General features: G+C 38.9%; 10 protein-coding genes. 7 read left to right on the top strand and 3 right to left on the bottom strand.

The features are described 5' to 3' along the window. Nucleotides 1–4 precede the first annotated feature (4 nt). Nucleotides 5–1,039 carry an arginine N-succinyltransferase gene (gene astA, locus I6F45_RS17060; RefSeq protein WP_007580762.1) on the bottom strand — a complete coding sequence of 345 codons (1,035 nt, stop codon included), beginning with the start codon at nucleotides 1,037–1,039 and terminating at the stop codon, nucleotides 5–7. Between the two features lie 50 nt (nucleotides 1,040–1,089). Beyond that, nucleotides 1,090–2,295, bottom strand: coding sequence for an aspartate aminotransferase family protein (locus I6F45_RS17055; RefSeq protein WP_007580760.1), 1,206 nt, complete (start codon nucleotides 2,293–2,295; stop codon nucleotides 1,090–1,092). Nucleotides 2,296–2,489: 194 nt separating this feature from the next. Between I6F45_RS17055 and I6F45_RS17050 the strand changes: the two genes are divergently transcribed. Both I6F45_RS17050 and I6F45_RS17045 read left to right on the top strand, forming a co-directional pair. Then, complete coding sequence (locus I6F45_RS17050) at nucleotides 2,490–2,918, top strand: Lrp/AsnC family transcriptional regulator (protein ID WP_002958609.1); 429 nt, start codon at nucleotides 2,490–2,492, stop codon at nucleotides 2,916–2,918. A 557-nt stretch (nucleotides 2,919–3,475) separates the two neighbouring features. Then, on the top strand, nucleotides 3,476–4,645 hold the full coding sequence (locus tag I6F45_RS17045) for a cache domain-containing protein (protein ID WP_197161288.1): 1,170 nt from the start codon (nucleotides 3,476–3,478) through the stop codon (nucleotides 4,643–4,645). A 59-nt stretch (nucleotides 4,646–4,704) separates the two neighbouring features. Here I6F45_RS17045 and I6F45_RS17040 read toward each other — a convergent pair whose 3' ends face one another. Further along, a complete protein-coding gene (locus I6F45_RS17040) occupies nucleotides 4,705–5,637 on the bottom strand; it encodes a hypothetical protein (protein ID WP_007580756.1) in 933 nt (310 codons plus the stop codon). 383 nt (nucleotides 5,638–6,020) lie between these two features. On the opposite strand from I6F45_RS17040, the gene I6F45_RS17035 reads away from it, so the two are divergent. From I6F45_RS17035 to I6F45_RS17015, 5 genes are read left to right on the top strand one after another with little or no spacing between them, the layout of a single operon-like run. Then, nucleotides 6,021–6,323, top strand: coding sequence for an isoamylase early set domain-containing protein (locus I6F45_RS17035; protein WP_007580752.1), 303 nt, complete (start codon nucleotides 6,021–6,023; stop codon nucleotides 6,321–6,323). Nucleotides 6,324–6,332: 9 nt separating this feature from the next. Continuing rightward, nucleotides 6,333–8,327 carry a 4-alpha-glucanotransferase gene (gene malQ / locus I6F45_RS17030; protein ID WP_197161285.1) on the top strand — a complete coding sequence of 665 codons (1,995 nt, stop codon included), beginning with the start codon at nucleotides 6,333–6,335 and terminating at the stop codon, nucleotides 8,325–8,327. After that, nucleotides 8,328–10,598 (top strand): 1,4-alpha-glucan branching protein GlgB, encoded by a 2,271-nt coding sequence (glgB, locus tag I6F45_RS17025; protein ID WP_166376572.1) that lies wholly within the window; start codon nucleotides 8,328–8,330, stop codon nucleotides 10,596–10,598. Continuing rightward, entirely contained in the window at nucleotides 10,591–12,654 is a 2,064-nt protein-coding gene (gene glgX / locus I6F45_RS17020) for a glycogen debranching protein GlgX (protein WP_197161281.1), read from the top strand. Before glgB ends, glgX begins: the two co-directional genes overlap by 8 nt. Beyond that, on the top strand, nucleotides 12,647–15,184 hold the full coding sequence (locus tag I6F45_RS17015; protein ID WP_197161278.1) for a glycogen/starch/alpha-glucan phosphorylase: 2,538 nt from the start codon (nucleotides 12,647–12,649) through the stop codon (nucleotides 15,182–15,184). The genes glgX and I6F45_RS17015 overlap by 8 nt, the downstream gene beginning before the upstream one ends. Nucleotides 15,185–15,191: the final 7 nt, after the last annotated feature.

The raw sequence follows: 15,191 nt of genomic DNA, 5'->3' as shown, positions 1-15,191 counted from the left end.
TAATTTACAGGCGGAAAAATCGCGCTGCATCTCCTTGACTTAAATTAAGTGCTTTAGCCACATCTTGGCTAATGACGAGAGTATGTTTTGCATGATTGTAATGTGCGTCTTTGGTAAATGTTGCTCTAAAGCCACTTACGCCTTGATTACATACAGCCAGCGTATCAGAGCTATTTTGTGATATGTGATCAAGCTCACCAATAGTAATAGGGCAAACTTGAGAGTCGCGAATGCTGCGAATATTACCAAGCTTTGCTTCAACCGTTGGGCCTGCGTCAAATAAGTCAACGTAGCCTCTGTGCTCAAAACCTTCTTTTTCTAATAATTTTAGCGCAGGTTTTGTTTTTTCATGCACATGCCCAATAACTGCTTGGGCTTTCTTGCTAAGCAAGTTCACATAAATAGGGTATTTAGGCATTAACTCGCTAATAAATACCTTATCGCCTAAGCCAACTAAGTGATCAGCTTCTGGAAATTCAATACTAAAAAAGTGCTCTTGCAGCCATTGCCAAAAAGGAGAATGGCCGTCTTCGTCGCTAACACCGCGCATTTCTGCGATAACAGTATCGGCAAAACGCTCGCTATGCTGAGCCATAAACAAAAAGCGTGAACGCGATAAAAATCGACCCGTTAAACCTTTACGGCTATTTTCGCGCAAAAATAATGTGCATATTTCAGAGCAACCTGTGTAGTCGTTACACATGCTTAAAATATCAACGGTGTTATATACATTTAAAGTAGGCGAGTGGTGTACTGTTTTACCTAAATGATAATGATATAAAGGCACCGATAAACCTACTGCGGCTTCTATAGCGGTTGTGCCAATAACGTCACCTGTTTCACTGTCTTCTAAAACAAATAAATAGCTTTCATCAAGTGGCTGGTTAATGTTTTTGGCAAAGCTTTTTTCAGCACGTTCAATTTTTTCTTTAAGCTGTGCATCGTCCACAGGTAAAGAGGTAAACCCATGACCGGATTCAATCGCTATTTGTTTAAGCGCGTCAAAATCATTGGCAGTAATAGGACGTAATACTTGCATTTATTGCTTGCTCCAATAGCACGCCAGTAGGCGTGCTAATTTAAACTATATTAACCGTTTACTACATCGCTAACGGCTTTTTCAAAGCGCGCTAAGCCTTCTTTAATATCTTCAAACGGGATAACTAAAGACGGTGTAAAGCGAATTACATTCATGCCCGCTACAAGGTTCATTAAACCATTATTAGCACTGGCTACTAAAAAGTCGCGTGCACGTCCTTCAAATTTGTCATTTAGTACTGCGCCAATTAATAAGCCTTTACCACGTACTTCGCTAAATACGTTGTATTTTTCGTTAATTGCGTTTAATCCGTCACGGAATAATTGCTCGCGCTCTTTAACACCGTTTAGTACGTCTGGTGTATTTACTGTATCAAATGCCGCTTCAGCAACAGCACAAGCAAGTGCGTTTCCGCCATAAGTAGAACCGTGAGTACCAATTTTTAAATGCTCAGCAATTGGTGTACGAGTGATCATAGCGCCAATTGGAAAACCACCACCCAATGCTTTTGCCGTTGTTAAAATGTCAGGAACAACGCCTAAACCTTCATAAGCGTATAAATCGCCTGTGCGACCAACACCCGTTTGTACTTCATCAAAAATAAGTAACGCGTTATGTTTAGTACAAAGTTCACGTACTTTTTTAGCAAATTCATCTGTTGGTGAAATAATACCGCCTTCACCTTGTAATGGTTCCATCATAACAGCACATGTTTTATCGCTGATCAGCGCTTCAAATGCTGCTATATCGTTAAAATCACAATGTACTATGTCAGCAGGTTTAGGACCAAAGCCGTCAGAATATGCAGCTTGCCCGCCCACAGTTACTGTAAAGAATGTGCGACCATGAAAACCTTTATTAAATGCAATAATTTGCGTTTTTTCAGCGCCATATACATCCAGTGCATAACGACGCGCTAGCTTAAGGGCTGCTTCGTTTGCTTCTGCGCCTGAGTTTGCAAAGTAAACTTTATCAGCGAATGTTGCTTCAACCATTTTTTGAGCTAAACGAAGTGCTGGCTCATTAGTCATAACATTCGATAAATGCCAAATTTTTTCGCCTTGCTCTTTTAATGCTTTAACTAATGCAGGATGACAGTGACCCAAACAGTTAACGGCAATACCACCAGCAAAATCGATAAACTCGTTATCATTTTGATCCCAAACGCGTGAACCTTCACCACGAACTGGAATGATTGCTGATGGATTATAGTTTGGTACCATTACGTCGTTAAATAAGTCTCTTGTTACTTGCATTTTTACACCTAAATTTAATGGGCTTAGATAAAAGATTAGTTGCTAACTCAAAGAAGAATATAGCCTTTATTCTTCAGCAAACACGTTATTATTTCTTGTAGAGGTCATTATCGAAGGTTAGCTATTAAAATTGCAGTGCTATTTTGTGAAAAATGATTAAAATAAAAGACAAAATAACGAATAAAATAACCATTATGATAACTCCACAAGATGAAAAGCTACTTTCTGTACTAAAAACAAATGCTAGAGCGAGTATTTCTGACCTTGCTCGTATGCTTGACTTATCTCGTTCAACGGTACAAAGCCGTATGCTCAAACTAGAAGAAACGGGTGTAATTAAAGGCTATAGCGTTGATTATGGTGACGACTACCTCAGTAAAATGGTATCAGCTCATGTGTCTATAAAAGTAAGACAAAAATTAACAACTAAAACAAATATCGAGCTTAAGCAAATTGATGCAATTTCGCAGCTCTATGCCATAAGTGGTGAGTTTGATTTAATTGCTGTAGTACAGGCTCAAAATTTAGAGCAGCTTAGCCATTTACTAGACGATATAGGAAATCTGGATGGAGTAGAGCGCACAACATCTTCTGTTATTTTAGAAACTAAATTTAAGCGCTAGAGTCAGTGAGTTTTTGTTTTAGTCGTTAAGTGAACACTCGGTATACTTTAGGTAAGTAATAGAAAGCCTAGGGTTTGTTGATCTTTCAAGGTTGAATTTCAGTAGCCTGTTTAGTATTCAGGCAAGGCAGAGCCTATGCAGTGTGGTTACTCCCCATAAATGGGCGATAACGTAGCATTAATGCCAAACAGGCGCTGCTCAAAGGGTCCTTCCTAGGCGCTATTTACTCTTTGCTCGGTTTTTACTTATTCTTACATGGATGTAAGCCATTAGAACAACGCAGGAGCAGTTATTGAACCCACTAGGTTACAAATCTCGCGCCGCGATTAAATAGCGCCTAGTTTGAACGAATTTTAATCCTCAAAGATCAACAGACCCTAGATATAAATGCATTAATTTAAATATTTAAGTGTACTTTTTATAAGCTAATAGCAGTAGAACATAGATTTAAATATTGAAGCCATTGATAAGATACAAAATTTTGTAAGGAGAATTTATGCTTTTTTAATATGGATGACTATACTCATTTTAATTTGTACAATATTTAGTAATGGATTATGCCTGCATATTTTTTTACCCTCTTATTGGGTTTAACTGAGCCTCTTCAGTTTGGAACAAACTTACCCACCACTGCACCTGATAATGCAGTCAACCAAGTTGAGTGTATTTTATTTGAAATGGGAGCCCCTTTTCAGCTACAAACCTTGCCATGGTTACGTGCACGTCGAGAAGTAAAGTTAGACCGCTTAGATGGTTATTTCACAACTCATTTAATGCCTGAAATGAAGGCCTATGGGCGCATATCATCCCCCATCTTTTTAGAAAGCTGGTACTGGTTTACTCATCCAGAGAGCATTAATAAACCAAAAAATAAAATGCGTTATGGTGCAGTAAGAGGGAGTTATCAGGCTAATTGGTTTAAAACTCAGAATATTATTGCTGAGGTAGAAGTAAATTCATTAGAAGAAATAGTAAATGTTATGCACCATAAGCGGATTGATAGAATTCTACTTGATTTAGACGATTTTGAATTAGCAGCCTCTAAGCTAGGCATTAATGAAGATGAGTATCAAAGAGAATTTTTTAGGTATGTGCCTTTGGGATTATTTGCTTCGCATTCACTTATTAAACGCTTCCCTAAATTTATGCAGCAGTTTGATGAAAATATAAATACTTGCGCGCAGGCTCCATTTTCACTATCAAAAAGTGAAGAAAAGCAAATACTTGATAGGTTGTCCAGTAGTGCTAAAATCTTACTAAACTTACCTAGTTTAGTAGAACAAGTTCAAATAAGTAATGAGTCTCCCTTAAGTGAATCTGAAATTAAAAAACTAGACCGGCTATGGATAAAAGAAAGTAAACAAGTTGAGCACCCTGATGGGTTAACTATGCTTAATTTACCGTTATCTAAAGTATTTAAAAAATGGCAATTACAATTTAAAGGTGTTGTTACTGAGCTGATATTGACTGATAACCAAGGAAAAAACATCGCTATTAGTAAGCTAACCAGTGACTACTGGCAAGGAGATGAAAATAAGTTTACTAAAATATTTAAACAGTCAAAAGATTTTAACTTTGATAGCGTCACATATGATGCATCAACACATCATTTTCAAGTTCAGCTAAGTTTTCCTGTTTTAGATGATAATAATAGTCATATTGGAGTGTTAATTTTAGGTGTTGATGTAGAAAAAGCACTTCATTCGTCAAACGCAAAGAGTAATTAACTCATTACCTTTCACATAAGTTAGCTAAGCTTTAATGCTTCAGCTTAGCTAACTATATGCTATGGAAGTGTTTTTTCTGAAATAGGTTTTTTTCTTATAACTTCTTTTTTGGCTTTATCAAGCTTTATAAAATAAGCATTACCGCCTATGCCTTTAAACTCTTCATCTGTAAATACAATCGTATTGTCATCAAAAAAGGTGACTGCTTCTTTTTGAGTAACAATCCCTAAGTCTATTTTTGATACATCACCAGAGAAAAACTTATCACCTTCAAAGTTTTCAAATAACCAAAGACTTGTTGAATCAAGTAAGACTAATTTTTTACGATCGGGGCTGAGCGCCGCAGAGGTTATCCAGCATAGTTTTTCAAGCGTGGTACACGTTTTAAAAGAGTCAATTAGCTCAGCATCAAAATTTGCTGCATGATCGCCCACTTTATACACTTTAGTAATACCATCGAAAGGTTCTGTGCGGTTTTTAGTAAATAAATATAAATGACGACCTAGTGCTACAAATGCTTCTAAATCAAAATTGCGGTCATTGGGTTTTATTGGACTGCCATCCATTTCAGGGTAGGTAAACTTAATTATTTCGGCTTGGGTTGTGTTTGTTTTTATATCTATAGGGTTTTCTATTTTATAAATAGTGAGCCATCTACGATCATTTTTGTTATTACCAAAATCCCCTAAAAAAAAGTGCCCAAATTTGTTTTGGGTCATGTCTTCCCAATCAATGTTTTTAGCGTTTTCAACCAAAATTTCTTTGGCGATAGAACCATCTTTGTTAAGGCGGTAAAGCTTGGGTTCGTTGCCTCCGTCGTTAATAGCCCATAGACGTTTTTGTTTATCAAATTCAATACCTGAGATTTCTTTTAATTTAGGATCAACTGAGATTTCTTTTTTACTATAAAGGGTATAGATTGAAGAACCAACAAGTGTGGCTATTATTAAAAAGATGATGGCTATAGTTATTAAAATGCTTTTTTTCAACATGAAAATTATGATATTTCAGAGTATTAAGATGCTGTGTATTATCGCTGATGAAAGTACAGAACAAAAGAATTTTATAAATTTAGGCAATACTTTTGGATTATTTAACTTTAAATTCGATTAAATAAATAATATGTGATGTACGCTTAGTTGGTTCAAATATTGCTCTGTACTACTGAGCTTTTTAAAAAAGATTGTTTATATACTAACCGCACTTTTTAAGTGCAGAAAAAATGAATTGTTGCACTGTAATAATGCGTAAATAAAGTTTTGGTTAACTTACAACGTGTTTAATGATTTTGAATGGAATCCACATCGCCTTTTTGTTTAGTTGTATGGCCTGTGGCAAAGATTAAGTACCCTTTTTGGTTTAGTTGGAGCCTGCTATGTTGAATAAACGTTTTTTTAAAACAAAAGATGAAGCTGAAGTAACCTTTGAATTTTCTCATCCAGAGGCAGAAGAAGTTTGCTTACTAGGCGAATTTAATGATTGGCAACCTGTGCCAATGAAGCTTAATAAAAAACAAGGTGTGTTTAAATTTAAGCAACGCTTACCTATCGATCAACAATTTCACTTTCGTTATTTAATAAATGGAGACATTTGGGATAACGACCACCAAGCTGATGGTTATATTGGCAATACATTTGGCACAGAAAACAGCATAGTAAATACTCAACGCATTAATTAAGGCGATTCAATGGATGCTCTTTCGCAGTTGTTTTACCTGCATGGTATTGGCTTTGAATTCACTAAGTATACAGGTGAACAGGTGTTCTTTAGCGAAGACACGCGTAAACGTGCTTTGCAATGTTGCGGTGTTGATACAAATAACGAAGCCGAAATAACTCAACTAACTTATGATTTAGATGCATCGCTTTGGCTGGATTTAGTACCCAGTGTGAGTTTGGTTGACCAAAAAAAATGCGCTTTAAAGCTTCGTATAGACGAACGTCAGCAGTATTTAGCCGCCAACATTAATGTCCCTTCTCTTGGGATTAATATAGCGGTTGAGAACCTTTATAATTTGGCAGTTACAGGTGAATATTACTTACATGGCGTTCGCTATATTGAGCTGGCACTACCCATAGATAATATGCCAATTGGCTATCATGACGCCAATGTTCAGGTAGGTGAGCAACACGCTATTACACAAATTTGGTGCGTGCCTGAGCAAGTCTATCAAGTTGAAGACACAAAGCGCACAGGGTTATCTATTCAGCTTTACACATTAAAAAATAAAGCGCATTTAGGTATTGGCGACTTTGACGATTTACTAACGCTTACAAAATTATGCAGCTCGCAAAATATGGATTACATATTACTTAACCCACTGCATTTGTTATTTGCTGATATGCCAGAGCGTGCAAGCCCTTATAGCCCTAGTAGTCGGGCTTTATTAAACCCTCTTTATATTTCTATAGTATTAAGCGAAGACGCACAAAATAACGCAGTTCTACATGACCTCATGCAACGAGACGATGTAATTACACTTATAAAAAGTAATGATCAATTTATAGATTATGAAAATGTAAGCCGTATAAAGTATGCGTTATTTGATGCGCTTTATAATCAGTTTGAATTAACGGCAAGTGATGAGCGTCGCCAAGCGTTTACTGATTTTTGTAATACTCATTCAACTACGTTAAATACCCTCGAATCAGACAACTTAACATTTGATTATTACCTGCAGTGGCAAGCGCATATGCAATTGGCACTGTGTCAAAAAAGTTGTGCAGAGCGAGGTATGGCTATTGGCTTAATAAACGACTTAGCTGTTGGTTGTGCTGGCGATGGGGCCGAGTTTAAAAATCAGCAGTCGTTGTTTAGCCAAGGTGCAAGTGTAGGCGCTCCACCTGATCCATGGGCCGAAGCTGGCCAAAACTGGGGGCTTCCAGCACTAAATCCTCAAAGTCTTAGTAATAATCACTACCAATTCTATCGCTCGCTCATTCGCGCAAACATGCAAAATGTAGGTGGACTTAGAATTGACCACGTAATGGCTATTAGGCGCCTATGGTGGTGCTTTGAAAGCAATAGTGAACAAGATGGCTGTTATGTTTACTACCCGTTTGAGCACTTACTCGCCATTTTAAAAATTGAATCACATATTAATCAGAGTATTGTTATTGGAGAAGATTTAGGCGTTGTGCCGCCAGAGGTAAGGCAGGCTTTGGCATCTAGCGGTATTTTTTCTAACAGCTTATTTTATTTTGAAAAACAACACAGTGGTGAGTTTTTATCGACTGATGAGCTAGCAACACAGTGTTTGTTAATGATAGCCAATCATGATGTACCGCCTTTTACAGGTTGGTGGCAGCATGCTGATTTAAATATTAAGCAACAATACAAGCTTATTACTTGCAATGAATACGAGCAATTAAAGCAACAACGAATAGAAGAGCAACATAGGATACTACGATTTATTAATCGCCATACCAATACAACCGAGCTTCTATTACATAGTAATTCAGTCGAAGTATATAACGCACTAGCATTATGTTTGGCGGGTTCTCAATCGCGTTTATTTGCAATACAAATAGATGATTTAGATGAGCAGAAGTATCCGGTTAATATCCCCGGGACAGACAAAGAATATCCTAATTGGCGACGTGTATTAACGCATACCAGTGAAGAAATTTTTACCAAAAATGCCTCACTTTTAGCTGCAATCGATTCAATAAGGAAAGGTTAAATGAGCAGTACAATTAATAAAAAATCTTCAGCGCAGGACAGCTCAGAGCTTGCTAATTCATTACAGGACAGCTCAGTACATGAAAATAGTTACGATGCACAAGTACATGCATTAAATACCGGACGATTTAAAGACCCATTTAGCTTTTTAGGGTCACATAAAACGGATGCTGAGGTTGAAATTCGTTTTTACTTACCTTGTGCAATAAGTGTGAGTGTTACATTAAATAATAAAAGTATTAAGGCGCAGCGCTACCAACAAAGTGACTTATTTATAGTCAAAGTTGATGCGCTGCCCACTGCGCCTTATCAATGCATTGCTCAGTACACAAATAGCAGCACTACCTTTTATGATGAATACAGCTTTGAAAGCACACTTGATGCAGAGGCAATGTATTTATTTAACGAAGGCAGCCTTGAACATGCTTACTCTCATTTTGGTGCACATTTTAGCACTCAACAAAATGTAGAGGGTGTGCGCTTTTGTGTATGGGCGCCTAATGCAGCAAGTGTCTCTATTATTGGTGAGTTTAATTTTTGGCAAGCTAATCGCCACTTTATGCGTTTCCATCCTGCAAGTGGTGTATGGGAGTTATTCGTACCAGGTCTTAAAGCCGACATGTGCTACAAATTTGCAATTACCGCCCAAAGTGGAGAAGTACTCGAAAAAGCTGACCCCTATGCATTTAAAATGCAACAAGCACCAGGTACTGCAAGTGTACTGCAGTATAAACCAGAACCTATAACGCTCGGCGCTCAGGCACTTCAAAACCGACAAAAGCGTAATCATATTGATGCGCCAATTAGTATTTATGAAGTGCATTTAGGCTCATGGCAACGCGCTGAAAACAACCGCTATTTAAGTTACACAGAGCTTGCTGACAAACTCGTTAGCTACGCCCTTGAAATGAATTTTACCCACCTTCAACTTATGCCAATAAGTGAATACCCGTTTGATGGTTCGTGGGGGTATCAGCCTGTTGGTTTATTTGCACCTACCAGTCGTTTTGGCGATTACAACAGCTTTAAATACTTTGTAGAGCAATGCCACAAAGCTAATTTAGGTATTTTACTTGATTGGGTGCCTGGGCATTTCCCCAGCGATCCGCATGGCTTACATCGATTCGATGGCACTCATTTATATGAGCATGCCGATAAGCGCCAAGGTTTTCATCCTGATTGGAATACCTACATTTATAACTACGACCGCCCTGAAGTTAAAAGCTTTTTGATTTCAAATGCTATGTATTGGTTACATCAATTTGGTTTAGATGGTCTGCGTGTAGATGCCGTAGCCTCTATGTTGTATTTAGATTACAGCCGAAAAGAAGGCGAGTGGATTGCTAATTGTTATGGCGGGCGCGAAAACTTAGGTGCAATTGAGTGCCTAAAGCAAGTCAATATGCGCAGCTATAAAAACAACCCAGGCATTATGATGGTGGCTGAGGAGTCAACAGCGTGGCCGGGTGTCACCCAAAGTGTTGAGCACAACGGCTTAGGCTTTGGCTATAAGTGGAATATGGGTTGGATGAACGATAGTTTGCATTACATGCAGCACGACCCTTTATACCGTCAGCATCATCATCACGAAATGACTTTTTCGATGGTATACGCTTTTAGTGAAAACTATATATTGCCATTAAGCCACGATGAAGTAGTCCACGGTAAAGGATCGTTAATTGAAAAAATGCCAGGCGATGATTGGCAGAAATTTGCTAATTTACGCGCTTACTACGCATTTATGTGGGCACATCCGGGTAAAAAACTCTTGTTTATGGGCGGTGAAATTGCACAGCGAAAAGAGTGGGGACACGATCATTCTATCGATTGGCATTTACTTGAGCACCAAAGCCATAACGGTATAAAGCACACCGTAAAAGCGCTCAATACCGTTTATAAAAACCAACCCGCATTGTATGAGTTAGATTCGAGCGCGGCTGGTTTTACCTGGATAGATAACAATAATAATCAGCAGAGCATTTTAAGCTTTGTTCGCTATGCTAAAAACGCAAAAGACTTTGTGGTTGTTATTGCTAATTTTACCCCCGCGTCATATGAAAACTACGTTATTGGCGTACCGAGTAAAGGGCGTTATAAAGTTGTTTTAAATACAGACGATACTCAGTTTTTTGGCTCTGGCGTTGAGGTAACTAAAGATTCATCGCAGATAGTTCAGGCAATAAATGAATCAAATCATGGCTTTAAACACAGTATTTCAATTGCCATTGGTGGCTTAACAACTATTTACTTACAAAAGGTTGATGATGAGTAACCAATTTGATGTAGCCCCCGGTAATGTAGAACCGCTAGGTTCTAGTGTTATTAATAATGGGGTTAACTTCGCGCTTTATGCGCCAGGTGCAAGCCAAGCCTATGTGTGTTTGTTTGATAAAAGTGGCCATTCAGAAATCCTAAAAATGGCGATGAATATCAACGAAGGGGGGGGTTGGAGTATTCATATTTCGCCATTAAGCGCAGGCGCACTTTATGGCTTTAGAGTTGAGGGTGAATATAACCCTAAAAATGGTCAACTATTTAACGAAAATAAGCTACTTATAGACCCGTACGCAAAAGACTTGTTTGGTGAGTTTACTTGGAGCGAACGCCATTACGGGCAAATGCCAATTGGCACTAAAAGCACCGTAAATAATGCCATTGATATACCTAAATCAAAAGTAGCGGCTCCTACTTTGTATGCGGATAAAAAGCCAAACCACCGTTGGTCAAACACGGTTATTTACGAGTGTCATGTTAAGGGCACAACGTGTCGTCATCCTAAAATCCCTAAATCTCTTCAAGGAAAGTTTTTAGGGATAAGCCACCCAAGCTTTATTGAGCACTTACAAAGCTTTGGCGTTACAGCAGTTGAGCTTTTACCTGTTCATTCATTTATTAGTGAGCAATTTTTAACAGGAAAAGGGCTGCAAAACTACTGGGGTTATAACACGCTTAACTTTTTTACCCCTCATAAAGACTATTTGGTAAACGACGATATAAACGAGTTTAAGCAAATGGTGCAAGAGCTTCATGCAGCCGACATAGAAGTTATTTTAGATGTTGTTTATAACCATACAGCAGAGGCGGGGGCAGATGGCCCTATATTATCGCTAAGAGGCTTTGATAACTTAGCGTATTACCGCACAGTAGAGGGGCAGCCTGATGTATATATAAACGATACCGGCTGTGGCAATACCATAAATATTGACCACCCTAAAACACTGCAACTTGTACTTGATAGCCTTCGTTATTGGGTTGAGGTAATGGGGGTTGATGGTTTTAGGTTTGATTTAGCGACCATTTTAGGTCGCTCAAAAACAGGCTTTAGCTCCGCACATACTTTTTTACAAGTGGTAGCTCAAGACCCTGTGCTAAACAAGGTTAAGCTAATAAGCGAGCCGTGGGATATCGGCCCTGGTGGCTATCAGTTGGGTGCATTTCCGCCGCCGTGGCGAGAATGGAACGATCAATACCGCGATGTAATTAGGCGTTTTTGGCAAAGTGAAAAAGGCATTATAGCAAGCGTTGCAAAACGTTTGCATGGATCGTTTGATATTTTTGAGCACAGCCAGCGCGGACCACTCAATAGTATTAACTTTATAACGAGTCATGATGGTTTCACGCTTGCTGATTTAGTGAGTTATGAGGAAAAACATAACGAGGCTAATGGTGAACAAAACAGAGATGGGCACAGTGCAAATCATTCGTTTAACTGCGGAGTTGAAGGCTTTACCAGTGACTCAAAAATAAACGCACTGCGTTTGCAACAACAAAAGAACTTTTTACTTACTTTAATACTCTCAAAAGGTGTTCCCATGATTGCCGCTGGCAGCGAAATGGCGCACTCTCAAGGGGGTAATAACAATGCTTATTGCCAAAATAATCGCACTAGCTGGCTTGCCTGGAAAGATTCTCAACTTAATCATTCGCTAACACGATTTATTGATGATGCTTTAAAAATTAGACGCGGGCACAGTGCGTTCAAACACAGTGTATTTTTAGATGATATAGACGAGCGTTTTACCGTTAAGTGGTTTACCGAACAAGGTAAAACCATGACCGACGCTCATTGGCATGAAGATACCAGACAGTTTTTAATGTATAGCTTACTTGATAAGCAAAACAATCATGCATTACTGATGGTATTTAATGCCAGTAAAAAAACAGTTTTTTGCCAAATGCCGCCTTCGCCTATTAATGCGCCGTGGCAAATGGTTTTATCAAGTGTAAATAATGCATCTGTGAGTAGTAATGAAGATGTGATGGTTGAAATTTCAGCACAAAGTAGTTGGGTTTTTAGTGCTAATTTAGAGGATGTAAGTCATGGCTAAACAAAGTGAACAAGTGTGTGTAGTAAAGGGCTGGCAAGAAGGTCCTGTTATAGATGAAAGTACGCTTAAAGATGACTTAACACGGCATTTTTATTATACCCTAGGTCGCGATAAGGTCGGCGAATCAAGACTGTATTTATACCATGCTTTAGCGCTGACTATTCGCGACAGACTTGTTGCCCGCTGCAGAGAAACGAATCAACAAATTAAGCAAGAGAAACGCCGCAAAACGGCTTACCTTTCTCTTGAATTTTTAATGGGACGTGCGCTAGGTAATGCAATACTAAACCTAGATTTAGACGACCAAGTTGCTGCTGCATTACAAGAATACTGCACAACAGTAGAAACGCTTGAAGATGCCGAGCACGACGCAGGTTTAGGTAACGGTGGTTTAGGCCGCCTAGCTGCTTGTTTTTTAGATAGTTGTGCAAGTCTAGCGTTACCTGTCATTGGTTATGGCCTTCGTTACGAATACGGCATGTTTAACCAATCAATCAAAGATGGCAATCAAATTGAGCAACCAGATAATTGGCTACGCGAAGGACACCCGTGGGAGCTAAGCGCACCAGAGCACGCTAAACGTGTGAAATTTGGTGGCTACGTGCAAAGTTACACAGATAAATTTGGCCGAGAGCATCGCCAGTGGATGAGTTCACAAGATGTATTAGCAGTCCCTTACGACGTTCCTGTCCCGGGTTATAAAAACAATATTGTAAATACGTTACGCTTGTGGAAATCAGAAGCGACGGATGAATTTAACTTAACCGAATTTAATGCCGGTAGTTACTCAGAAGCCGTTGCACAAAAAAACCTAGCTGAACAAATTACCATGGTGCTGTATCCAAATGACAGCAGCGAAAATGGTAAGGAGCTTAGGTTGCGCCAACAATACTTTTTATCATCTGCGAGTATTCAAGATGTAGTAGATCAATGGGTTTCTCAACATGGCGAGAGTTTTAGTGACTTTGCTGATTTTCATGTTTTTCAGTTAAACGACACGCACCCAAGTATTGCCGTTGCAGAGCTGATGCGCATTTTAATTGATGATTACGAACTTGACTGGAACGATGCTTGGCAAATCACTACTAAAACAATGGCCTATACAAACCATACGCTACTTCCTGAAGCGCTTGAAAAGTGGTCAGTTTCGTTGTTTTCAAAGCTATTGCCACGTATTTTAGAAATAGTTTACGAGATAAACGCACGCTTTTTAGCACAAGTAGCACAGCAATGGCCGGGTGATGTTGAAAAACAACGTGCCTTATCGTTAATTGAAGAGGGCGACGAGCCGCAAATTCGTATGGCTTATTTAGCCATTGTAGGTAGTTACTCTGTAAATGGCGTAGCAGCACTGCATACCGAACTGTTAAAAGCGGGCTTATTTAAAGAGTTTTACGCGCTTTGGCCAGATAAGTTTAATAACAAAACAAATGGTGTTACCCCAAGACGTTGGCTTGCACATTGTAATCCCGTTTTAAGTAAATTAATCAGCGAAAAAATTGGTCATGGCTGGGTTAAAGACTTTTCAACTATTAGTGACCTACGCCGCTTTTTTGATGACAAAGCATTTCATGGGCAATGGCAAAACGCTAAACGTGAAAACAAACAACGTTTAGTTGATTTAGTTAAGGCGCGCTGCGATGTAGATTTTGATGTATCAATGATGTTTGACGTACAAGTAAAGCGTATTCACGAATATAAACGTCAGCTATTAAACATACTTCATGTGATTCATTTATACGACCGTATTCGCCGTGGTGATACACAAGGGCTTGTTCCTCGCTGCGTTTTATTAGGTGGTAAGGCAGCGCCTGGTTATTACATGGCTAAAAAAATTATTAAGCTTATTAATAACGTGGCAGAGGTTATAAATAAAGATCCGTTAGCGGCCCCGTATTTACGCGTCGCCTTTTTACCTAATTATAATGTAACCGCTATGGAAGTGATTTGTCCTGCAACCGATTTGTCAGAGCAAGTATCTACCGCAGGTAAAGAAGCATCTGGTACTGGCAACATGAAGTTTATGATGAATGGTGCATTGACGATAGGCACGCTAGATGGTGCTAACATTGAAATTAGGGACGCTGTTGGCGCAGATAATTTCTTTTTGTTTGGCGCACAAGCGCATCAAATTGATGATATTAAATCGCGCTATAATCCTGAGCATTTAATCGCGCAAAATAGCGATTTAAATAATGTAATGCAACTACTCGAAAGCGGTCATTTTAACTTGTTTGAGCCGTGCTTATTTGACGATATAACCAATGCAATTAAAAGCCCGCACGATCCATGGCTTGTTGCGCACGACTTTGAAAGTTACGTAGCAGCTCAAAAAGAAGTAGATAAAGCGTACGCAGATCAAACCTACTGGACACAAATGAGTATTTTAAATACGGCAGCCAGTGGAATGTTTTCAAGTGATAGAACCATAAGCCAATACAGTGAAGACATTTGGCATTTAGAACCCCTCAATATTAGTGAAACAGACTTAACGACAACTAAAAGCCATGCCACTAACAGCCTAGACTAAATGGAGA

Origin of the sequence: Pseudoalteromonas sp. SWYJZ19, from assembly GCF_015864375.1 — a bacterium.
In the GTDB taxonomy this organism is placed as follows: domain Bacteria; phylum Pseudomonadota; class Gammaproteobacteria; order Enterobacterales; family Alteromonadaceae; genus Pseudoalteromonas; species Pseudoalteromonas arctica.
The sequence above is the reverse complement of the archived record's forward strand: the minus strand, read 5'-3'. Positions and strand labels throughout refer to the sequence as shown.

Coding starts and splice junctions, on each gene's coding strand:
- I6F45_RS17055 (WP_007580760.1), bottom strand. CDS start 2,295: ATGCAAGTAACAAGAGACTTATTTAACGACGTAATGGTACCAAACTAT.
- I6F45_RS17015 (WP_197161278.1), top strand. CDS start 12,647: ATGGCTAAACAAAGTGAACAAGTGTGTGTAGTAAAGGGCTGGCAAGAA.
- astA (WP_007580762.1), bottom strand. CDS start 1,039: ATGCAAGTATTACGTCCTATTACTGCCAATGATTTTGACGCGCTTAAA.
- glgB (WP_166376572.1), top strand. CDS start 8,328: ATGAGCAGTACAATTAATAAAAAATCTTCAGCGCAGGACAGCTCAGAG.
- malQ (WP_197161285.1), top strand. CDS start 6,333: ATGGATGCTCTTTCGCAGTTGTTTTACCTGCATGGTATTGGCTTTGAA.
- I6F45_RS17035 (WP_007580752.1), top strand. CDS start 6,021: ATGTTGAATAAACGTTTTTTTAAAACAAAAGATGAAGCTGAAGTAACC.
- I6F45_RS17050 (WP_002958609.1), top strand. CDS start 2,490: ATGATAACTCCACAAGATGAAAAGCTACTTTCTGTACTAAAAACAAAT.
- I6F45_RS17045 (WP_197161288.1), top strand. CDS start 3,476: ATGCCTGCATATTTTTTTACCCTCTTATTGGGTTTAACTGAGCCTCTT.
- I6F45_RS17040 (WP_007580756.1), bottom strand. CDS start 5,637: ATGTTGAAAAAAAGCATTTTAATAACTATAGCCATCATCTTTTTAATA.
- glgX (WP_197161281.1), top strand. CDS start 10,591: ATGAGTAACCAATTTGATGTAGCCCCCGGTAATGTAGAACCGCTAGGT.